The 21912-nt window shown below is 52.6% G+C and carries 22 protein-coding genes; 7 read left to right on the top strand and 15 right to left on the bottom strand.

Features of this window, described 5'->3' with window-relative positions; genetic code table 11:
• Positions 1–215 precede the first annotated feature (215 nt).
• Positions 216–3401: a ribonuclease E gene (rne, locus tag ATB02_RS02665; RefSeq protein ID WP_000827354.1), complete on the top strand. Its 3186-nt coding sequence runs from the start codon at positions 216–218 to the stop codon at positions 3399–3401.
• A gap of 194 nt (positions 3402–3595) precedes the next feature.
• Here the strand turns inward: rne and flgL are convergent, their stop codons facing one another.
• The 11 genes from flgL to flgB all read right to left on the bottom strand — a co-directional run bounded on the left by flgL (position 3596) and on the right by flgB (position 13561).
• Entirely contained in the window at positions 3596–4549 is a 954-nt protein-coding gene (flgL, locus tag ATB02_RS02660) for a flagellar hook-associated protein FlgL (protein ID WP_001212755.1), read from the bottom strand.
• Positions 4550–4560: 11 nt separating this feature from the next.
• Complete coding sequence (gene flgK, locus ATB02_RS02655) at positions 4561–6204, bottom strand: flagellar hook-associated protein FlgK (protein WP_105271041.1); 1644 nt, start codon at positions 6202–6204, stop codon at positions 4561–4563.
• A gap of 65 nt (positions 6205–6269) precedes the next feature.
• Complete coding sequence (flgJ, locus tag ATB02_RS02650; protein WP_001353287.1) at positions 6270–7211, bottom strand: flagellar assembly peptidoglycan hydrolase FlgJ; 942 nt, start codon at positions 7209–7211, stop codon at positions 6270–6272.
• Positions 7211–8308, bottom strand: coding sequence for a flagellar basal body P-ring protein FlgI (flgI, locus tag ATB02_RS02645; RefSeq protein ID WP_000589300.1), 1098 nt, complete (start codon positions 8306–8308; stop codon positions 7211–7213). Before flgI ends, flgJ begins: the two co-directional genes overlap by 1 nt.
• 11 nt (positions 8309–8319) lie before the next feature.
• Positions 8320–9018, bottom strand: coding sequence for a flagellar basal body L-ring protein FlgH (gene flgH, locus ATB02_RS02640; protein ID WP_001295442.1), 699 nt, complete (start codon positions 9016–9018; stop codon positions 8320–8322).
• A 52-nt stretch (positions 9019–9070) separates the two neighbouring features.
• A complete protein-coding gene (flgG, locus tag ATB02_RS02635; RefSeq protein ID WP_000625837.1) occupies positions 9071–9853 on the bottom strand; it encodes a flagellar basal-body rod protein FlgG in 783 nt (260 codons plus the stop codon).
• Positions 9854–10023: 170 nt separating this feature from the next.
• On the bottom strand, positions 10024–10779 hold the full coding sequence (flgF, locus tag ATB02_RS02630) for a flagellar basal-body rod protein FlgF (RefSeq protein WP_000349334.1): 756 nt from the start codon (positions 10777–10779) through the stop codon (positions 10024–10026).
• Positions 10780–10798: 19 nt separating this feature from the next.
• Positions 10799–12004 carry a flagellar hook protein FlgE gene (flgE, locus tag ATB02_RS02625; RefSeq protein WP_000885843.1) on the bottom strand — a complete coding sequence of 402 codons (1206 nt, stop codon included), beginning with the start codon at positions 12002–12004 and terminating at the stop codon, positions 10799–10801.
• A 25-nt stretch (positions 12005–12029) separates the two neighbouring features.
• Positions 12030–12725, bottom strand: coding sequence for a flagellar hook assembly protein FlgD (gene flgD, locus ATB02_RS02620; protein WP_000020484.1), 696 nt, complete (start codon positions 12723–12725; stop codon positions 12030–12032).
• A gap of 11 nt (positions 12726–12736) precedes the next feature.
• Positions 12737–13141 carry a flagellar basal body rod protein FlgC gene (gene flgC / locus ATB02_RS02615; RefSeq protein WP_001196460.1) on the bottom strand — a complete coding sequence of 135 codons (405 nt, stop codon included), beginning with the start codon at positions 13139–13141 and terminating at the stop codon, positions 12737–12739.
• Positions 13142–13144: 3 nt separating this feature from the next.
• A complete protein-coding gene (gene flgB, locus ATB02_RS02610; RefSeq protein WP_000884705.1) occupies positions 13145–13561 on the bottom strand; it encodes a flagellar basal body rod protein FlgB in 417 nt (138 codons plus the stop codon).
• Positions 13562–13715: 154 nt separating this feature from the next.
• Here flgB and flgA point away from each other — a divergent pair, with 154 nt between their 5' ends.
• The 3 genes from flgA (at position 13716) to flgN (ending at position 15165) form a co-directional block, all read left to right on the top strand.
• The gene (gene flgA / locus ATB02_RS02605) at positions 13716–14375 is read left to right on the top strand and encodes a flagellar basal body P-ring formation chaperone FlgA (RefSeq protein ID WP_105271040.1); all 660 of its coding nucleotides are present in this window, start codon (positions 13716–13718) and stop codon (positions 14373–14375) included.
• A gap of 75 nt (positions 14376–14450) precedes the next feature.
• A complete protein-coding gene (flgM, locus tag ATB02_RS02600; RefSeq protein WP_000020882.1) occupies positions 14451–14744 on the top strand; it encodes a flagellar biosynthesis anti-sigma factor FlgM in 294 nt (97 codons plus the stop codon).
• A 4-nt stretch (positions 14745–14748) separates the two neighbouring features.
• Complete coding sequence (gene flgN, locus ATB02_RS02595) at positions 14749–15165, top strand: flagella biosynthesis chaperone FlgN (RefSeq protein ID WP_105271039.1); 417 nt, start codon at positions 14749–14751, stop codon at positions 15163–15165.
• Between the two features lie 39 nt (positions 15166–15204).
• Here flgN and murJ read toward each other — a convergent pair whose 3' ends face one another.
• The 4 genes from murJ to rimJ form a co-directional block, all read right to left on the bottom strand.
• A complete protein-coding gene (murJ, locus tag ATB02_RS02590; RefSeq protein WP_001050688.1) occupies positions 15205–16740 on the bottom strand; it encodes a murein biosynthesis integral membrane protein MurJ in 1536 nt (511 codons plus the stop codon).
• A gap of 109 nt (positions 16741–16849) precedes the next feature.
• Complete coding sequence (locus ATB02_RS02585; RefSeq protein ID WP_105271038.1) at positions 16850–17773, bottom strand: Gfo/Idh/MocA family protein; 924 nt, start codon at positions 17771–17773, stop codon at positions 16850–16852.
• Position 17774: 1 nt separating this feature from the next.
• Positions 17775–18422, bottom strand: a complete 648-nt coding sequence (locus tag ATB02_RS02580) for a YceH family protein (RefSeq protein ID WP_105271037.1) — start codon at positions 18420–18422, stop codon at positions 17775–17777.
• Between the two features lie 10 nt (positions 18423–18432).
• On the bottom strand, positions 18433–19017 hold the full coding sequence (rimJ, locus tag ATB02_RS02575) for a ribosomal protein S5-alanine N-acetyltransferase (protein ID WP_000468191.1): 585 nt from the start codon (positions 19015–19017) through the stop codon (positions 18433–18435).
• Positions 19018–19252: 235 nt separating this feature from the next.
• Here rimJ and mdtH point away from each other — a divergent pair, with 235 nt between their 5' ends.
• The 3 genes from mdtH (at position 19253) to ATB02_RS02560 (ending at position 21866) form a co-directional block, all read left to right on the top strand.
• On the top strand, positions 19253–20461 hold the full coding sequence (mdtH, locus tag ATB02_RS02570) for a multidrug efflux MFS transporter MdtH (RefSeq protein ID WP_000092207.1): 1209 nt from the start codon (positions 19253–19255) through the stop codon (positions 20459–20461).
• 63 nt (positions 20462–20524) lie between these two features.
• The gene (gene grxB / locus ATB02_RS02565) at positions 20525–21172 is read left to right on the top strand and encodes a glutaredoxin 2 (RefSeq protein ID WP_000780912.1); all 648 of its coding nucleotides are present in this window, start codon (positions 20525–20527) and stop codon (positions 21170–21172) included.
• Positions 21173–21305: 133 nt separating this feature from the next.
• Positions 21306–21866 (top strand): lipoprotein, encoded by a 561-nt coding sequence (locus ATB02_RS02560; RefSeq protein ID WP_001353288.1) that lies wholly within the window; start codon positions 21306–21308, stop codon positions 21864–21866.
• The last annotated feature ends 46 nt before the right edge of the window (positions 21867–21912 follow it).

Genomic DNA, 21912 nt, shown 5'->3' with positions numbered 1-21912 from the left:
AAATATTTCTGGAGAGTAATACCCAGTCTGTTTCTTTGATAATTGCGCTGTTTTTCCGCATGAAAAACGGGCAACCGACACTCTGCGCCTCTTTGAGCTGACGATAACCGTGAGGTTGGCGACGCGACTAGACACGAGGCCATCGGTTCACACCCGGAAAGGCGTTACTTTGCCCGCAGCTTAGTCGTCAATGTAAGAATAATGAGTAAGTTACGATGAAAAGAATGTTAATCAACGCAACTCAGCAGGAAGAGTTGCGCGTTGCCCTTGTAGATGGGCAGCGTCTGTATGACCTGGATATCGAAAGTCCAGGGCACGAACAGAAAAAGGCAAACATCTACAAAGGTAAAATCACCCGCATTGAACCGAGTCTGGAAGCTGCTTTTGTTGATTACGGCGCTGAACGTCACGGTTTCCTCCCACTTAAAGAAATTGCCCGCGAATATTTCCCTGCTAACTACAGTGCTCATGGCCGTCCCAACATTAAAGATGTGTTGCGTGAAGGTCAGGAAGTTATTGTTCAGATTGATAAAGAAGAGCGCGGTAACAAAGGCGCAGCACTGACCACCTTTATCAGCCTGGCAGGTAGCTATCTGGTTCTGATGCCGAACAACCCGCGCGCGGGTGGTATTTCTCGCCGTATTGAAGGCGACGACCGTACCGAATTAAAAGAAGCACTGGCAAGCCTTGAACTGCCGGAAGGCATGGGGCTTATCGTGCGCACCGCTGGCGTCGGCAAATCTGCAGAGGCGCTGCAATGGGATTTAAGCTTCCGCCTGAAACACTGGGAAGCTATTAAAAAAGCCGCTGAAAGCCGCCCTGCCCCGTTCCTGATCCATCAGGAGAGCAACGTAATCGTTCGCGCATTCCGCGATTACTTACGTCAGGACATCGGCGAAATCCTTATCGATAACCCAAAAGTGCTCGAACTGGCGCGTCAGCATATCGCTGCATTAGGTCGCCCGGATTTCAGCAGCAAAATCAAGCTGTACACTGGTGAAATTCCGCTGTTCAGCCACTACCAGATCGAGTCGCAGATCGAATCCGCCTTCCAGCGTGAAGTCCGTCTGCCGTCTGGTGGTTCTATTGTTATCGACAGCACTGAAGCGTTAACTGCCATCGATATCAACTCCGCACGCGCGACCCGCGGCGGCGATATCGAAGAAACCGCGTTTAACACCAACCTCGAAGCTGCCGATGAGATTGCTCGTCAGCTGCGCCTGCGTGACCTCGGCGGCCTGATTGTTATCGACTTCATTGACATGACGCCAGTCCGCCACCAGCGTGCGGTAGAAAACCGTCTGCGTGAAGCGGTGCGTCAGGACCGTGCACGTATTCAAATCAGCCATATTTCTCGCTTTGGTCTGCTGGAAATGTCCCGTCAGCGGCTGAGTCCATCGCTGGGTGAATCCAGCCATCACGTCTGCCCGCGCTGCTCCGGTACCGGCACCGTGCGTGACAACGAATCCCTGTCGCTCTCTATTCTGCGTCTGATTGAAGAAGAAGCGCTGAAAGAGAACACTCAGGAAGTGCATGCCATTGTTCCTGTACCAATCGCTTCTTACCTGCTGAACGAAAAACGCTCTGCGGTAAATGCCATTGAAACTCGTCAGGACGGCGTGCGCTGTGTGATTGTGCCAAACGATCAGATGGAAACCCCGCACTACCATGTGCTGCGCGTACGCAAAGGGGAAGAAACCCCAACCTTAAGCTACATGCTGCCGAAGCTGCATGAAGAAGCGATGGCGCTGCCGTCTGAAGAAGAGTTCGCTGAACGTAAGCGTCCGGAACAACCTGCGCTGGCAACGTTTGCCATGCCGGATGTGCCGCCAGCGCCAACGCCAGCTGAACCTGCCGCGCCTGTCGCAGCCCCAGCACCTAAAGCTGCATCAACAACACCAGCAGCTCCTGCACAACCAGGGCTGTTAAGCCGCTTCTTCGGCGCACTGAAAGCGCTGTTCAGCGGTGGTGAAGAAACCAAACCGACCGAGCAACCGGCACCGAAAACTGAAACGAAACCGGAACGTCAACAGGACCGCCGTAAGCCACGTCAGAACAACCGTCGTGACCGAAATGAACGCCGCGACACACGTAGCGAACGTAATGAAGGCAGCGATAATCGCGAAGAAAACCGCCGTAATCGTCGCCAGGCACAGCAGCAGACTGCCGAGACGCGTGAGAGCCGTCAGCAGGCTGAGGTAACGGAAAAAGCGCGTACCACCGACGAGCAGCAAGCGCCGCGTCGTGAACGTAGCCGCCGCCGTAATGATGATAAACGTCAGGCGCAACAAGAAGCGAAAGCGCTGAATGTTGAAGAGCAATCTGTTCAGGAAACCGAACAGGAAGAACGTGTACGTCCGGTTCAGCCGCGTCGTAAACAGCGCCAGCTGAATCAGAAAGTGCGTTACGAGCAAAGCGTAGCCGAAGAAACGGTAGCCGCACCAGTGGTTGAAGAAACTGCCGCTGCCGAAACCATCGTTCAGGAAGTGCCTGCTCCGCGTACAGAACTGGCGAAAGTCCCGCTGCCAGTCGTAGCGCAAACTGCGCCGGAACAGCAGGAAGAGAACAATGCTGATAACCGTGATAACGGTGGCATGCCGCGTCGCTCTCGCCGCTCGCCTCGTCACCTGCGCGTAAGTGGTCAGCGTCGTCGTCGCTATCGTGACGAGCGTTACCCGACCCAGTCGCCAATGCCGTTAACCGTAGCGTGCGCGTCTCCGGAACTGGCCTCTGGCAAAGTCTGGATCCGCTATCCGATTGTACGTCCGCAAGATGTACAGGTTGAAGAGCAGCGCGAACAGGAAGAAGTACAAGTGCAACCGATGGTGACTGAGGTCCCTGTCGCCGCCGCTGTCGAACCGGTTGTTAGCGCACCGATTGTTGAAGAAGTGGCTGAAGTCGTAGAAGCCCCCGTTCAGGTTACCGAACCGCAACCGGAAGTGGTTGAAACGACGCATCCTGAAGTGATTGCCGCCGCGGTAACTGAACAGCCGCAGGTGATTACCGAGTCTGATGTTGCCGTAGCCCAGGAAGTTGCAGAACACGCAGAACCGGTGGTTGAACCGCAGGAAGAGACGGCTGATATTGAAGAAGTTGCCGAAACTGCTGAGGTTGTGGTTGCTGAGCCTGAAGTTGTTGCTCAACCTGCCGCGCCAGTCGTCGCTGAAGTCGCAGCAGAAGTTGAAACGGTAGCTGCGGTTGAACCTGAGGTCACCGTTGAGCATAACCACGCTACCGCGCCAATGACGCGCGCTCCGGCACCGGAATATGTTCCGGAGGCACCGCGTCACAGTGACTGGCAGCGCCCTACTTTTGCCTTCGAAGGTAAAGGTGCTGCAGGTGGTCATACGGCAACGCATCATGCATCTGCCGCGCCTGCGCGTCCGCAACCTGTTGAGTAATAATTAGCTCAAGTAATCAAGCCCTGGTAACTGCCAGGGCTTTTTTATTTCATATTTAAATCAACATATTAAAATTCATCGAATGGCATCCTTGCTAACCAACAATGCAAAATAGGCAAAAAAATGCCCGCCCCGGCGATCCCAGAGCGGGCAGACAAAACATACCCAGTTTCATGATATGTTTTAAAGCGAGCTTATTTGTTGAGCTGGAACAGCGACAATCCCTGCATATCGGTAAATGCTTTATACGATGCCTGCAATGCCGTTTGCTGCATGATGTAAGATGAAATAGTTGCATTCCAGTCCACATCAACCAGATCGCTCATCTGCTGCGTTTGCCCTAAAGCGCGATCGCTACCTAATGAATCCAGCGACTCCAGTTCGTTCAGCTGCGTGCCTAATTCCGCGCGAACGGTCAGCACATTGTTCAGCGAGTTTTTCAGTCCGCGGTTGGTTTTATCCAGTGCCGCAGCGGCGGTTTCTTTATCCGCTTCGCTTTCCGCGACCGGCGTTTTCAGGGCTGCGATGGCGCTATCCAGCATGGCAAAAAGATTGGTTTCAGAAGCGCTACCGTCTGGTTCCGCTACCGCGTTGCTGGTAATACTGTCGAAAATTTTGTCACCCGTGTGCCCTATCACCATCGAACGCGAAGCATCGACCTGTTGTTTAATACTTTCTGCTCCGCCAACATATTCGCCGTCTGCCTCACTAAACGGCGCAGTTTCTGTTTTATAACCGGCAAAAATGTAGCGCCCGTTACCATCCGTAGTGTTCGCCAGATTCAGCAACTGGTCACGAATACCCTGGATATCGGTTGCCAACGACGCCCGGTCATCATCACTCAAGGTGCCATTGCTGGCGTAGACAATTTTTTCCTGAGCATTCTGGATAGCAGTGGTGACCTGGCTAAGCACACTCTCTTCCAGTGACACTTTTTGAGTGGCGAAAGTACGCGCCAGCGTGTACTGACTGTTTTGCGCCTGTGCCTGGGAGAGAACAACAGCTTGTGATGCAGCAATGGGATCATCTGAAGGGTTAACGACTCGCTTACCCGTCGACATCTGTTCGCCGTACTTCATCCATTCGGCCTGAGAATTGGTGATGCCACGCATGTTTTGCTGGTACATCATCTGGGTACTGAAACGCATTTTATCTCCCCTTAGCGAATGTTAATCAGCGCATCAAAAATCGCGTTTGCCGTCTGCAGAACCTGCGCATTCGCGAGGTAATACTGCTGAAAACGTTGCAGATTTCCGTACTCCTCGTCGAGATTGACACCAGAAATCGACTGCTGCTGATTGGAAAGCTGCGTCACCACATTACCTTGCGTGGTGCTACTGGTTTTCAACGTTGCGGTTTTATTACCGATATCACTCACTAACGAGGCATAAGCGTCGTTAAAGGATTTCGCACCGCCCACCGTTTTACTGTTACTTTGCAGATCCAGCAGGGCCTGACCGTTGCGGTTGTCGCTATCACCCGCATCTTCTGCGCTCGCCATGGCGATTTTCGCTTCGTCGGTGATTAATACATCCATGTTGACGATGGCGTCACTTACCGGTTTCAGTGTGAAGCTGTCATTAACGGCAGGCGTTCCTGTAAACGTCAACTCCAGACCATCAAATGCCACTTTACCGTTAGCATCCGGCGTCACCGTAAAAGTGGTATTGCTGGCAAGGCGGGTGACCTGCCACTGATTATTATCGAACGAGATTTTGTAATCTGTCGCCAGTACCGCGGAGGCATCGGTTACCGTGGCACCGATCGCAACGCTACCATTGTTGTTAGTATTTTGCAGAACCGCGGGCTTACCGATAGCAAAGAAATCCTCCCCTTCTTTACCATTGGCATCATACCCCTTGTTATGTTGGGCATTGAAAGCCTCGGCAAATGCCAGCGCCAGTTGTCCGAGCGTATTACGCGTCTGGTCGAGATCCTGAGAACGAAATGTCAGAATACCGCCCAGTGACCCGGTATTCAGCAATTTCTCCGGGATCTCAAGATTGCCCGCAGTCCCATCAACATAAGCGACAGTCGTACGAGAAGGGTCGGCGCTGGAAGGAATTGCCGCAAGTTGCCGCGCCGTACTTCCCTGAACCAGTGAGTAGCCATTGGCCATCGTGATGTTATAAGTGCCACCATCCTGAACGCTGACTTCTACGCCAACAATCTGGTTTAATTCGCTCACCAGTTGATCGCGTTGATCCAGCAGATTGTTAGGTGACGCCCCTGCCCCCACGCCTGTCAGGCGGGAGATCTGACCGTTCAGGCTGGCGATTTGTTTAGCGTAATTGTTGATCTGATCAACGCTGGCACCTATCGCGATATTGACCTGTTTGTCCTGGTCGCGCAGATATTGATCGGTGGTTTTAAACTGATTCACCAACCCTTCTGATTTCCCAATCAGCGCCTGGCGCGCTGCCGGATCTTCCGCGTTACTCACCAGCGTTTGCAGGCTGGTGAAGAAATCCTGCATCTGTGTTGCCAGCGAAGAGGTACTGGTGGAGAGCATATTGTCGATTTTCGACATCTGCTCATAGCGGGCAGTCAGGCCGCTACTTTGCGTCTGAGCCGCACGTAACTGGTTGGTAATAAAAGCATCATACTCACGCTGCACACCGGAAACGTAGACACCATTGCCAACCCAGCCACCCGCGCCCAACGTGCTGTTGGCCTGCGCCATAATAGTGGTTTGGCGGGTATATCCGGCAACGTTATAGCTGGAGATATTATTACTTGCCGTATTTAACGCCGCCTGGGCCGCGTTCAGTCCGCTCATGGCGTTATTGATCAAGCTGGACATGGAGGTTCCTTATAAGCCTTCAATTACAGAGTATTATCGGCAGCGACCCGCCGGACTTGAGTTATTCAGAACAGATTATCAATGTTCATGCTGTAGGTTTTGCTCACCTTGTCGCTTATCGATTTCATCTGCTGAATCATGCTGGTGAGTTTGCGGGCATAGTGAGGATCGGTGGCATAGCCCGCGTCCTGTAGGGCCTGCGCCCCCTGCTCCGCACTCGCGGCGGTCGTCACGGCAGCGTAGCGCGGGTTACGTGTTAATAGCCCAACGTAATCCGACAATGCTTCCAGATACGAGCTGTAGACCCGAAACTTCGCTTTTACTTTCTTCGCTTCGCCATTTTCATATTCAGTCGTGGTGATTTCAGTGACTGGCCCTTTCCAGTTGCCAGAGGCTTTGACGCCAAACAGGTTATAGCTCGGCTCGCCGTTTTCACGGCGGATTTGCCGTTGTCCCCAGCCAGATTCCAGCGCCGCCTGAGCGAGGATCAAATGATGTGGCACACCGCTTTGCTGGCTTGCCAGTTGGGCGGGCAACGAGAGTTGCGCGAGGAATGCTTTACTGTCACCCGGCAGCGAATCATCGTAGTTACGTGGTACGGCCTTTTGCACCAGCTGCGAAAGCGTCTGATTTTGATAACGCACCACGGTTTCGAGCGGGAATTTCATCGGTGCTGCTGGCGTGGACTCATCTGGCAATGGTTGTTCTGGCGTCATCTGTTTAACCATCATCTCTGCCAGCCCCAGACCTTTGCCCGCCGTCATCTGTTGGGCAATCTGCTGGTCATACATACTGGTATACAGGCGAGTGTGCTCGCTGCTGAACAGGCCATCTTTTGGTAAAGCGTCGCGCATGCTTTTCAACATCATCTGCACGAACATCCCTTCCACCTGGCGGGCCACCGGACGGATATTTGCCGCCGGATCTTCGCCCGCTTTCGTCTTAAGTTCGTTGAGCGATTGTGCATCCCAGGCCGCACTTGCCAGTAGTTTGCTGTCGCTGATCATCAGATGATTTCCAGTTTTGCCCGCAGACATCCCGCACTTTGCATTGATTGCAGTATGGACATCAGATCCATCGGCGTAGCGCCCAGCGCATTGAGCGCACGCACCACGTTATTGAGGCTGGCGCTGGAACGTACGCTTTGCAGCGAACCGCCGCTCTGGCGTAAATCGATCTGCGTTTGTGGAGTAACCACAGTCTGCCCGCCACCAAACGGTGTATCTGGCTGGCTGACATTGGCCTGCCGATTTACCGTAACCGAGAGATTCCCCTGCGCTACCGCGCAGCTGTCGAGGGTCACTTCGCGATTCATCACCACCGAACCAGTGCGCGAGTTAATCACTACTTTAGCGTCCTGCGGGGTAACATTAACCTGCATATTCTGGATATCGGCAAGGAAACGGACCTGGGAACTGTTGCCACTCGGTACGCGCACCTGAATAGTCCGCGCATCTAACGCGGTGGCGCTGCCATATCCACGCACGCGGTTGATGGTGTCAGCGATTTGCTGCGCCATACTGAAATCTTCGTCGTTAAGTTGCAAATTAAGGGTATTCCCGACGCCAAACTGGCTGGGCAATTCACGTTCAATAACCGCACCATTGGTGATCCGTCCACCGTTCAGTTGGTTCACCTGAACACTGCTACCGCCAGCGGAGGCCCCTGCGCCGCCAACCAGAATATTGCCCTGTGCCAGCGCATACACCTGACTGTCAACGCCCTTAAGCGGTGTCATCAATAACGTACCGCCACGCAGACTTTTGGCATTTCCCATGGAAGAAACCACCACGTCAATGGTTTGCCCCTGACGTCCAAACGGTGGAAGTGACGCCGTCACCATTACCGCAGCGACGTTTTTTAGCTGCATATTAGTGCCCGTCGGAACGGTAATTCCCAGCTGTGAGAGCATGTTATTAAGCGTTTGTGTGGTAAACGGCGTCTGAGTTGTCTGGTCACCAGTGCCATCCAGCCCCACCACCAGGCCATAGCCAATCAGTGAGTTTTGCCTTACCCCCTGAACACTGGTGAGATCGCGAATACGCTCAGCCTGAGCTGCCGTGATAACCAGTAGAAGAATTAATGCAGAGAGAAATTTAATCACCACAGCCTCACTTACATTGGCGACAGGTTAAGGAAGAAACGCTGCAACCAGCCCATATTTTGCGCTTCGTTAATGTAGCCATTGCCTACGTATTCAATGCGCGCATCCGCCACCTGAGTAGACGGTACGGTATTACTGCCGCTGATGGTGCGAGGATTAACTACACCAGAGAAGCGAATAAATTCGGTACCCTGATTAATGGCGATCTGTTTTTCACCCACCACATGCAGGTTGCCGTTGACCAGTACCTGGTCAACCGTCACCGTCAACGTGCCGCTAAAGGTATTGCTGGCATTGGCCCCGCCTTTTCCGTTGAACGTGTTACCACCGGAGGCTTCGACATCGGCACGAGCGTTACCAAACAGCCCCTGCAAATAGCGCGGCACAGTATCAAAGCCAAAATTAGTTTTACCGTCACGGCTGGCATTCGCAGAGGAGCTTTTGCTGGCGCTGACGTTCTCCTGCAACACGATGGTCAGCGTATCGCCAATATTGCGTGGTCGACGATCTTCAAACAGCGGTTGATAGCCATAGTTAATCGGCTGAGCAGACTGGAAAATAGAACCGTTGGCGACGGGCGTCGGGCCGGGAACCGGTTGTGCACTCGTCGCCCCCTGTACCAGCGGCGTGGAGGGTATCCAGGCGCAGCCGGTTAGTGAAAGCACCAACAAGCTGGAAATGGCATAAGTATGCGCAGCGTTTTTTTGCATGGCTATCATCTTCAAAAATCAGTAAACCGGTGAATCTGCCACCGGTTATGCCTTAGAGTTGCGTCAGTTTTTGCAGCATCTGATCGGTGGTGGATACCGCTTTACTGTTGATTTCGTAAGCGCGTTGCACCTGAATCATATTGACCAGTTCTTCCGCCACGTTGACGTTAGACGTTTCAACATACCCTTGATACAGCAGTCCCGCGCCGTTCAGGCCCGGCGTGCTTTCGTTCGGTGCACCGGAGGATTGCGTTTCGGTGTAGAGATTTTCGCCAATACTCTCCAGTCCGGTATCATTCATAAAGGTGGTGAGATTGAGCTGCCCAACCTGAACCGGAGCTGCCTGGCCTTGTTGGGTTACGCTGACCACGCCATCACGACCGATGGTGATACTTAACGCATTCGCCGGAATGGTGATCGCGGGCTGCACCTGAAAACCACCAGCCGTCACCAGTTGCCCGTTCTGATCCACCTGGAAAGAGCCGTCGCGGGTATAGGCTGATGAGCCATCTGGCAACATCACCTGAAAAAAGCCCTGCCCTTTAATCGCGACGTCTTTACTGTTGTTGGTCTGCGACAGGTTGCCCTGGCTGTGTAAGCGTTCAGTGGCGACCGGACGTACCCCCGTGCCGATTTGCAACCCGGATGGCAAGGTGGTTTGTTCGGAAGACTGTGCCCCCGGCTGGCGGATGGTTTGGTAAAGCAGATCTTCAAAAACGGCCCGCTGGCGCTTAAAACCGTTGGTACTGACGTTTGCCAGGTTGTTGGCAATGACGTCCATATTGGTTTGCTGGGCGTCAAGGCCCGTTTTGGCGATCCATAATGAACTGATCATAAAATGTCCTGTGGTGGATTATTGACAAAATGCATATGTCTTCATGCCGGATGCGGCGTAAACGCCTTATCCGGCCTACAAGGTATAGAAAAATCAATAAATTGCGATGTACCCCGTAGACCGATAAGTTTGCACACCGGGCAACTTACGTTTGTCATGTATCCGTTCAATTAACTCATCGACAGCAGTTGGTTGGCACGGCCTGCGTTATCATCGACGCTGCTGATCACCTTCATCTGCATTTCAAAACGCCGCGCGCTGGCAATCATGTCGCTCATTGCCGCAACGGCATTGACGTTACTGCCTTCCAGAACCCCCGACATCACACGTAAGGTTGGATCTGCCTGCAGTACCGGCCCACGCGTAGCCTGGCTTTCTGCGCTTAAACGAAAAATGCCGTCGTCACCGCGCTGCACTTCGCTGCCCGTGGCTTTCACCAGCTTCAGACGCCCCACTGGCGCGACAGTATTTGCCGGATCGCCAGAATTCAGCGCCGAGATTGTGCCATCGGCAGCAACAGTGATTTCCGCCCCTTCCGGCACAGCAATTGGCCCCGCCTCGCCGATCACCGGATGCCCCTGAATTGTCAGTTGCCCGGTGGGATCAACCTGAATGCTGCCATTACGCGTATACCCTTCGCTGCCGTCATCGGTCTGCACGGCCAGCCAGCCATCCTGCTGCAACGCAACGTCCAGCGGGCGCGAGGTGTAATCCATCTTGCCGGGCGTCATGTCTGCACCCGGCGTTGACGCCGTTACCAGCGTGCGCGTAGGCAGTGAAAGCCCTTCCACCGGCACTGCGCGCAAGGCGTTTAACTGCGCGCGAAAACCGGGCGTTGAGGCATTGGCCAGATTACTGGCGGTCACCGCCTGTTGATTCAGCGTCTGGCTGGCTGCCCCCATCGCGGTATAAATTGCGTGATCCATTGAGCTATCCCGTCAGCGATTAGCGTAAGTTAACCAGCGTGTTGAGGATCTGGTCCTGGGTTTTGATGGTCTGGGCGTTAGACTGATAGTTACGCTGGGCAACGATCATATTGACCAGTTCTTTACTGAGATCGACGTTGGACGCTTCCAGCGCACCGTTGGTCAGGGTGCCAAAGTTGCCCGTCCCGGCTGTCCCCAACAGCGCCACGCCAGAAGATTGCGTCGCAGACCAGACGTTGTCGCCTTCGGATGCCAGACCTTCGTTGTTGGCAAAGTTCGCCAGTACAATCTGCCCCAGCAGTTGGGTTTGTTCGTTGGAATAGTTGCCGACAACCGTACCGTCATCATTGATTTGATAACTCACCAGATCGCCCGGTTTGTAGCCGTTCTGGGTGGTTGCCACAATGTTGTTAGCACCGGTATTTTGCTGCATGGAGTTGAGGAAGCTCAGGCTAAACGTGGCGGGATCTGCGCCGTTAATTGCGCCGGTGGTAATATCCTTTGTTGGATCTGAGGTCAGAACGCCATTGGCATTAAACACCAGCGTCGTTGCAGGGTTAGCTGTGCCTTTTGGATCACTGCTATCCAGGGTGTAAACATCCCAGTTATTATCCCCGGTCTTCACAAAATAAACGCTCATGTCATGAGCATTACCCTGACTATCGAAAACAGTCACCGAACCTTTTTTGTTATAGCTATCCGCATTGCTGGCATCAAATGCTTTAACAGAGGGAAGCGGATCACTGGAATTCAGGTTGATCTGCATCGATGCCGTGGTGGTAGTTTTCGCTGCCATCAGGGTATTCGGGATCGAAATATTGGTCGGATTCGCCCCTTGCTGAATAGTCGGCGGCGTACCGGTTGCCGGGTAACCTGTCAGCTGTAAACCTTGCATATTCACCAGGTTACGATTTTCATCAAGCTTAAATTGTCCATTACGGCTGTAAAAAACCGAACCATTGCTGTCTACCAGACGGAAAAAACCATTCTGGCTTATAGCAACGTCCAGACCTCGCCCGGTGTTGGTGGTCGTGCCATCGGTAAAGTCCTGAGTGATACCGGCAACTTTTACCCCCAGTCCCACTTTCGAACCGGCAAACATATCGGCAAAAGAGGCCGTGCCTGATTTAAAGCCGTAGGTGGCGGAGTTGGCGATATTGTTGCCAATAACATCGAGGTTGGTGGCGGCAGCGTTTAATCCGCTAACCGCTTGAGAAAAGGCCATGACTGACTCCTGAAATTTGAGGGCTTTAAATTATCTGCCGTACTTCGTCGAGGGTGGTGGTGCCGTAAGTGCCGAGATCCAGCGTATTACCGTTGTTGCCGCGGATCACCCCCTGCACCAGAGCAAACTGCAGCGGCTGGGCAACCAGTTGTGTACCACCGTTACTGGCGCTAATCGCTACATTGTAAGAACCGTTCGGCGCAGTGCTGCCGTCAGTCAACGTACCGTCCCAGGTGAAACTGTGGACTCCGGCAGTCAGTTCACCGATATCAATGGTACGGACAACCGCGCCGTTTTTATCGGTGATGGTGGCCGTAACTTTGTCTGCCGCCTGCTGCAACTCAACACCAAACGGTGTGGTCGTGGTCACAGCCCCTTCTTCACTGCCGGTTCCGGCAAGAACTGTGGTGCCGGGGATCATCACACCGTGACCGATCAGGTTACTGGCCTGTAACGACTGGCTGTTATCAATCTGTCCGGAAATAGATCCGAGCGTGGTATTGAGTTTTTCAATCCCGCTGACCGTGCTGATTTGCGCCAATTGCGACGTCAGCTCGTTGTTTTCCATTGGATTGGTCGGGTCCTGGTTTTTCAGCTGCGCCACCAGCAAAGTCAGAAAACTGCTTTGTAAATCTGCGGCGTTGCTACCCGTGAGTGAGCTACTGCTGGTGGTGCTGACGCCGGTATTTGTCGGATCGGTGGTGGTTACCGCAATGGACATAGATTTCTCCTTTATTGACCAAGCGTAAGGGTTTTCAGCATCATGCTTTTCACCGTGTTGAGCACTTCAACATTGGCCTGATAGCTGCGTGATGCTGACATGGTGTTAACCATCTCGCCGACAACATCAACGTTTGGCATTTTCACGTAGCCCTTTGCATCCGCCAGCGGATTACCCGGTTCATAAACCAGTTTGTCCGGAGCCTGACTTTCTATAACATCGGCAACCTTTACGCCGCCTGTCGCAGCGCCTGGCGCAGCGTTCACCTGGAATACCACCTGTTTTGCCCGATATGGCTGTCCATCGGGACCGGTCACGCTATCAGCATTCGCCAGATTACTGGCCGCCACGTTCAGGCGCTGGGACTGGGCAGTTAACGCCGACCCGGCGATATCAAAAATATTCAGCAGTGCCATCCGTTAATTTCCGCTCTGTAAAACGTTCATCATGCCTTTGATTTGCCCGCTCAACGCGCTAAGGCTCATCTGGTATTGCAGGCTGTTATCGGCAAACTGAGTGCGTTCGCGATCCATATCGACGGTATTACCGTCCAGCGAAGGCTGGTCCGGAATACGGTATTGCAGTTCTGCGGTAGGAGGCGTCAGCGCCTGCGCCGGAATGTGTTGCGTTGAGGTCATCGTCAGCGCAACCATGCTGGTTTCATCCCGTCCACGCTGCATGACCTTTTTAAGTTCACTGGCAAAATCGATATCGCGTGCCTGATAACCAGGGGTATCGGCATTGGCGATGTTTGCTGCCAGCACTTCCTGACGCTGGGCGCGCAGATTGAGCGCCTCTTGTTGAAAACGTAAGGCGGCGTCGAGCTTATCGAGCATATCTCCTCCGCAGGTATCAAAATTCTGCCATCAGCTTAAATGCCTTTACGCGCGCGTTATCGGCGGAATAAACGCAAAATGGGTCGCTATTTATGCCGTTGATGGTCATTGCGTACAGGTACAATTCACGTTGTAGAAATGGCTGGGAGCGAAAATGCTGACAATAAAACGTAGCGTGGCGATCATTGCGATACTGTTCAGTCCGTTAAGTGCGGCGAGCAATCTCACATCGCAGTTACAAACCTTTTTTAGCGCCCAGCTCGCGGGAGTAAGTGATGAGGTTCGTGTTTCTATTCGTACATCGCCCCATCTACTTCCGCCGTGCGAGCAACCACTGCTTTCGATAAGCAATAATTCCCGCCTGTGGGGAAATGTGAATGTGCTGGCACGCTGCGGTAACGACAAACGATATTTGCAAGTCAATGTACAGGCCACAGGAAATTATGTGGTTGCCGCGATGCCCATTGTGCGGGGAGGAAAGCTGGAAGCTGGCAATGTAAAACTGAAACGCGGACGACTGGACACCTTGCCGCCGCGTACTGTGTTGGATATCAATCAACTTATTGATGCCGTTAGCCTGCGCGATCTATCACCCGAACAGCCTATCCAATTAACCCAGTTGCGCCAGGCCTGGCGTGTAAAAGCGGGACAACGCGTCAACGTGATCGCCAACGGTGATGGATTTAGCGCCAACGCTGAAGGTCAGGCGTTGAACAATGCTGCCGTCGCACAGAATGCACGGGTGCGGATGGTATCGGGGCAAGTGATCAGTGGCGTTGTCGATGCAGATGGGAATATTCTTATAAACCTGTAACCTGTTAAAGATTACCCGACCCATGCCGATAAATAAGCAACACATGATAAAAGCGCCCTCAATGAGGAATAAACCATGAGTATTGACCGCACTTCACCTCTGAAGCCCGTAAGCACCGTTCAACCGCGTGAAACCACTGACGCGCCGGTAACGAATACCCGGGCGGCAAAAACAACCGCCGCCACCAGCACCAGTGTGACGTTAAGCGACGCGCAAGCAAAACTAATGCAACCCGGCAGCAGTGATATCAATCTTGAACGTGTCGAAGCGTTAAAACTGGCGATTCGTAACGGTGAACTAAAAATGGACACCGGCAAAATTGCCGATGCGCTAATCAACGAAGCGCAGCAAGACTTGCAGAGTAACTGATCGTATGACGCGTCTTGCAGAGATCCTCGACCAGATGTCCGCAGTGCTTAACGATCTCAAAACGGTAATGGATCAAGAGCAGCAACATCTCTCAATGGGGCAGATCAACGGCAGCCAGTTGCAATGGATTACAGAACAAAAAAGCTCACTGCTGGCGACGTTGGATTACCTCGAACAGTTACGCAGAAAAGAACCCAATGCAGAAAATAGCGTTGATATTAGTCAACGTTGGCAGGAAATTACGGTGCAAACTCAGCAACTACGTCAAATGAATCAACATAATGGCTGGTTACTGGAAGGACAGATTGAACGCAATCACCAGGCGCTGGAAATGTTAAAACCGCATCAGGAACCGACGCTGTACGGGGCGAACGGTCAGACCTCAATACCCTATCGCGGCAGTAAAAAGATTTCGATCTGAAGATTATCTCCGGCCTGCAGTGCAGGCCGGAATGCATTGTTATACCGTCCGACGGGCAAACTCTTTAACTTTGAAGCCCAACACCGCCAGTGCAGCGAAGTACGCGGCAATTCCCGCCAGCACGACCGCCATTAAACGCAGTAAACGCCAGGGCATAGTACCCAGTGACCACTCAGGCATGATATGTAACATACCTAAAAGCACGCCAGACATCACCAGTACCGCCACCACCAGACGCAACAGAAACGGCATCCAGCCGGGTTGCGGGGTAAAGATTTTCTGCTTACGCAACTGCCAGTAAAGCAGAGAAGCATTCAGACACGCCGCCAGACCAATAGAAAGGGACAGCCCGGCATGTTTCAACGGGCCGATAAACGCCAGGTTCATCAATTGCGTTAAAATCAGCGTAACGATGGCAATTTTCACTGGCGTTTTAATGTCCTGGCGGGAATAAAAGCCAGGAGCCAACACTTTCACTACAATCAGGCCAATCAAACCCACCGAGTAGGCAATTAACGCCCGCTGGGTCATCAGCGCATCAAAGGCGGTAAATTTACCGTACTGGAACAGCGAAACGGTTAACGGACCTGAAAGAATGCCCAACGCAACCGCACTCGGCAGCGCCAACAGGAAACAAAGACGCAGCCCCCAGTCCATCAAACGGTTGTATTCATCATGATTGCCACTGGCAAAACTTTTCGACAGCGACGGCAGCAAAATGGTGCCAAGCGCCACGCCCAGTACACCGGACGGAAACTCCATTAGGCGGTCGGCGTAATACATCCACGACACCGAACCGGAAGCAAGAAACGAGGCAAAAATGGTGTTGATGATTAAGGAGATCTGGCTCACAGAGACGCCAAGGATCGCTGGTCCCATCTGTTTCACCACGCGCATTGCCCCGGCATCGTGGAAGTTAATGCGTGGCAAAACCAGCATGCCGATCTTCTTCAAATGCGGTAGCTGATACACCAGCTGTAGGATGCCGCCGACCGTAACAGCCCATGCCAGCGCCAGCACCGGAGGATTAAAGTACGGTGCGGCAAACAGCGCGAAGCCAATCATGCTGATGTTAAGCAGCGTTGGAGCAAATGCCGGAATCGAGAAGCGGTTCCAGGTATTCAGAATCGCCCCCACCAGCGACGCCAGGGAAATCAGCAAGATATAAGGAAAGGTAATCTGTAATAACTGGGTAGTCAGGGCAAATTTGTCGGCCGTGTCAGCAAAACCCGGCGCGGTCACCATGATCACCCACGGCGCGGCGAGCATCCCGGCGACCGTCACAACCGCCAGCGCGAGTGTCAGCAGGCCAGAAACATACGAGACAAAGACCCGCGTGGCGTCTTCACCCTGCTTGCTTTTATATTCCGCCAGAATCGGTACAAATGCCTGGGAAAATGCCCCTTCGGCAAAAATACGGCGCAACAAGTTAGGAAGTTTAAAAGCGACGAAAAAGGCGTCGGTTGCCATCCCTGCGCCAAAGATTCTGGCGACAATTGCGTCACGTGCGAAGCCAAGCACACGCGAAAACATGGTCATCGAGCTGACGGCGGCCAGCGATTTTAATAAATTCATCGGTGTTCTAATCCAGACCCACGGGCAAAACGCCTGCAAGGCAGGCGCTGAAAGAGGCGAATAGTCTACCTGGATTATGGTGAATTGCTACCGCCAGATGTTACAGGGTTTATTCACTCATCGCATCGCGCCAGATCTTGTCAACGATACGTTGCGCCAGCACGGCCTGTTCGCCGGCGGTTTGCGGAACTGTCTGATTTTGCACGCATTCAATGAAGTGCCGCGCACAGCCGACAAATCCACGTTGCTCAAGAGTACTCTGCCAACCAGGAATCGGTTTATGCACTACGCCCTGCCCGCGCTCCTCACGCCATTCGCGCATATCCGTAATGTCGATGAGCGCACCGTCAGTCACGGCCTGCACGGCTTCACGCTGACTTCCGGCACGGCGATGCATACAGGTGGTAATCTGCAAAGGACCGGCCGAAAAATAGTGCTCGGCAAACAGCATTTCGCCCGCGTCGTTAGTCAGTAGCGTACCGCCATCCAGAGAGACTTTGCCGCCCGACAACCACAGCACGGTATCCACCACATGCAGATAATCATCCAGCAACGTGAAATAAAGGTCGTGTGGCCCGACGCTATTACTACGATGCTTATCCATTCTTAGCGAGGCGGCGGTGGAGAGTTGTGTTTTTAACTCAACGTAGAGTGGTGCGAAGCGACGGTTAAAACCGACCATCAACGTCAGTTTTTTCCGCGCCGCCAGTTCAACCAGCCGTTCAGCATCGCGCAGATTTTCTGCCAGCGGTTTATCGACACAGACATGTACCCCCGCATTGAGTAACGCACTGACCACGTCAAAGTGGCTGGCGGTGCTGGAATGCACAAAAACAGCGTCACAACAGGCAGCAAGGCTGGATAACGAATCGGCATAAGGAATGCGCCAGCTTTCACAAATTGGCAGGGCTTTCGCGCGCGTTGGCGACCAGGCGCCTTGTAAGGTCCAGTCAGATGCTGCCGCCAGCACCGGCAACCACGCCTTTTGCGCGATGCCGCCTAACCCCACTACGCCGATACGTAATTTTTTCACTTTAATCTCCCAGATGGGCCAGCAACGAATCAAGACGCTGTTTCAGTTCTGCCATTTCGATTTCCAGAGCTTCGACGCGGGCCTGTAAATCACCGTCAACCGCGTTCGACGTATCCGTTACCGCCGGCTGATCTTCAACCTCACCACTGAAAAGATGCATGTAGCGGCTTTCGCGTTTACCCGGTTCGCGGGCCAGACGCACCACAAAAGGACCATCTTCGCGATTCGCCAGTTGTTCCAGCGTCGACTCCACTTCCGCCATATCGCTGAATTCATACATTCGCGCGGCGCGGCTGCGCAGTTCACCCGGCGTCTGGGCACCACGCAATAACAACGTGGTGATTAACGCCACTTCTGCGGCGCTCAGTTTCAGATCGCCAAATTCTGAATTACAAAAACGTTGCTCATATTTGGTGACCCGATTACCAAAACCGCTCACCGTGCGTAGATAATGACGTTTGACCAGATTATCCAGCTGTTCCTGCACTTCAGATTCACTCAGATTCATGACCGGTTCACGGTTCGTTTTCTGATTACAGGCCGTTACTACACCATTTACTGAAAGCGGGTATTGCTCAGGCGTAGTCACCTGTTTCTCCAGCAAGCAGCCAATCACGCGGGCTTCCAGAGCAGTAAGTTGATATTTCATGAGATTCTCCTTAGCGGCCAGGCGTCCAGTCTGGGGTGGTTAATGCCGTCAGAACATGATCGCGCCATTGTCCATCAATCAACAGATAGTTTTTCGCATAGCCTTCTTTTTCAAAACCCAATCGCGCCAGTAAATCACCGCTGCGTTTATTGTGCGGCATATAGTTGGCCATAATGCGATGAATATGTTGGGTGCGCTGCATATAACGAATGGAGGCGGTCAGGGCTTCAAACATGAGTCCTTTGCCCTGCCATTTTTGCCCAATCGAATAACCGAGATAGCAGGCATGAAAAGAGCCGCGAACAACATTGGAAAAATTGGCAACGCCAATAATCTCTTTTTCGTCCGGGTCGAAAAGGCCAAAGTAGAAAGCTGAACCTTGTTTATGAAATTCGTTAATCATCCCTAGCCTGGCCTGCCAGCCTGATGGATAACAGTGGCTTTCGTCGCGCACTGGCTCCCAGGGCTTGAGGAAATGGCGATTCTCTGCGTAATAATCCGCGAGACGCCAGGCATCACGATCATGCACCAGACGCACGACCAGTCGGTCAGTGGTTAAGCGCACTTTTGGCACGTTACTGCGATAGCCAAACATTCTATACCTACTCCTTCCCGTAACGTCTTTAATACGCTGTAAGTATTACTATACCTGCGCAACCAGACCCTGTGAAAAGTCCAGAATGCCGTTTTCTGCATTATTCACATATTTGATAAAAACTCTCTATCAAAGCGACGTTTTGATAAAAAAATATTGTCCCCGAAGTGATGGGAAAAGTCTTAACGGCAATGCAGAATAGAAAGTGCTCATCTTTTATTTCCCGGGAGGGGAAATGTCCCGCGTGTCGCAGGCGAGGAACCTGGGTAAATATTTCCTGCTCATCGATAATATGCTGGTCGTGCTGGGGTTCTTTGTTGTCTTCCCGCTGATCTCTATCCGCTTCGTTGATCAAATGGGCTGGGCCGCCGTCATGGTCGGTATTGCCCTCGGCCTACGCCAGTTTATTCAGCAAGGTCTGGGGATTTTCGGCGGCGCAATTGCCGACCGCTTTGGTGCCAAACCGATGATTGTCACCGGTATGCTGATGCGTGCCGCCGGATTCGCCACAATGGGTATCGCCCACGAACCGTGGCTACTGTGGTTTTCATGCCTGCTTTCGGGACTCGGCGGCACGTTGTTTGATCCTCCGCGTTCGGCGCTGGTGGTGAAACTAATCCGCCCGCAGCAGCGTGGCCGTTTTTTCTCACTATTAATGATGCAAGACAGCGCTGGTGCTGTCATTGGCGCATTGTTGGGAAGCTGGCTGTTGCAATACGACTTTCGCCTGGTCTGTGCCACAGGAGCCGTTTTGTTTGTGCTGTGTGCTGCGTTTAATGCCTGGTTGTTACCGGCATGGAAACTCTCCACCGTTCGCACGCCCGTTCGCGAAGGCATGACCCGCGTGATGCGCGACAAGCGTTTTGTCACCTATGTACTGACGCTGGCGGGTTACTACATGCTGGCTGTACAAGTGATGCTGATGCTGCCGATCATGGTCAACGACGTCGCGGGCGCGCCGTCTGCCGTTAAATGGATGTATGCCATTGAGGCGTGTCTGTCGTTAACGTTGCTCTACCCTATCGCCCGCTGGAGTGAAAAACATTTTCGTCTGGAACACCGATTGATGGCTGGGCTATTAATAATGTCATTAAGCATGATGCCAGTGGGTATGGTCAGCGGGCTACAACAACTTTTCACTCTGATTTGTCTGTTTTATATCGGGTCGATCATTGCTGAGCCTGCGCGTGAAACCTTAAGTGCTTCGCTGGCGGACGCAAGAGCTCGCGGCAGTTATATGGGGTTTAGCCGTCTGGGTCTGGCGATTGGCGGCGCGATTGGTTATATCGGTGGTGGCTGGCTATTTGACTTGGGTAAATCAGCGCACCAACCAGAGCTTCCGTGGATGATGCTGGGCATTATTGGCATCTTCACTTTCCTTGCGCTGGGTTGGCAGTTTAGCCAGAAACGCACCGCGCGTCGTTTGCTGGAACGCGACGCCTGATTTGATACTCCCCCCTGACTCCTCCATACTGAAAGTGAACTGACAGACAAATGGAGGAGTCACGTGAAGCTATACATTTACGATCACTGCCCTTACTGCCTCAAAGCCCGCATGATTTTCGGCCTGAAAAATATCCCCGTCGAATTACATGTTCTGCTCAATGACGACGCAGAAACACCCACCCGGATGGTCGGTCAAAAACAGGTTCCCATTCTGCAAAAAGATGACAGCCGCTATATGCCAGAAAGCATGGACATCGTTCACTATGTCGATAAACTCGACGGCAAACCGTTACTGACCGGCAAACGTTCACCTGCCATTGAAGAATGGCTGCGCAAGGTCAACGGCTACGCCAACAAACTGCTGTTACCGCGTTTTGCCAAATCGGCATTTGATGAGTTTTCTACTCCCGCCGCGCGCAAATATTTTGTCGACAAGAAAGAAGCCAGCGCGGGTAATTTTGCCGACCTGCTGGCCCACTCTGACGGTCTGATTAAGAATATCAGCGATGATTTACGTGCGCTGGACAAACTTATCGTCAAACCGAACGCCGTGAATGGCGAACTTTCGGAAGACGATATTCAGCTATTTCCGCTCCTGCGTAATCTGACGCTGGTAGCCGGAATCAACTGGCCAAGCCGCGTTGCTGATTACCGCGATAATATGGCGAAACAGACACAAATCAATTTGTTATCATCAATGGCGATTTAATCCTGACCCGCCGCGGCAGCCTGTATTCGTGGGTTGCCGCCGTTTTCAGTTTTTTCTGCTGGCGAGTTTATCGCTGGTGACACATGCTGCGTTGTGTCAGGATATTGACGCAGATTTCATGTCGAGGACTACCATGAACAAGTTTTTATTTGCCGCTGTATTGTTCGTCAGTGGCCTGCTCGTTGGCTGTAATCAACTCACCCAATACACCATCACCGAACAAGAAATTAACCAGTCGCTTGCGAAACATAATAATTTCTCAAAAGATATCGGTTTACCCGGCGTGGCTGACGCCCATATTGTTCTGACAAACCTGACCAGCCAAATTGGTCGCGAAGAGCCGAATAAGGTTACACTAACCGGAGACGCCAATCTGGACATGAACTCCCTGTTCGGTAGCCAGAAAGCGACCATGAAACTGAAGCTGAAAGCGCTGCCTGTGTTTGATAAAGAAAAAGGCGCGATCTTCCTGAAAGAGATGGAAGTAGTCGATGCGACGGTACAACCGGAAAAAATGCAAACGGTGATGCAAACGTTGCTTCCCTATTTGAACCAGGCATTACGCAATTACTTTAACCAGCAACCTGCTTATGTCCTGCGCGAAGATGGCAGTAAGGGCGAAGCAATGGCGAAGAAACTGGCGAAAGGTATTGAAGTGAAGCCTGGTGAAATTGTCATTCCGTTTACTGATTAATCACGAGGGCGCATTTGCGCCCTTTATTTTTCGTGCAAAGGAAAAC

The sequence above is a fragment of the Escherichia sp. MOD1-EC5189 genome, from assembly GCF_002966045.1.
GTDB classification, from domain to species: Bacteria; Pseudomonadota; Gammaproteobacteria; order Enterobacterales; family Enterobacteriaceae; genus Escherichia; species Escherichia coli_F.
The sequence above is the reverse complement of the archived record's forward strand: the minus strand, read 5'-3'. Positions and strand labels throughout refer to the sequence as shown.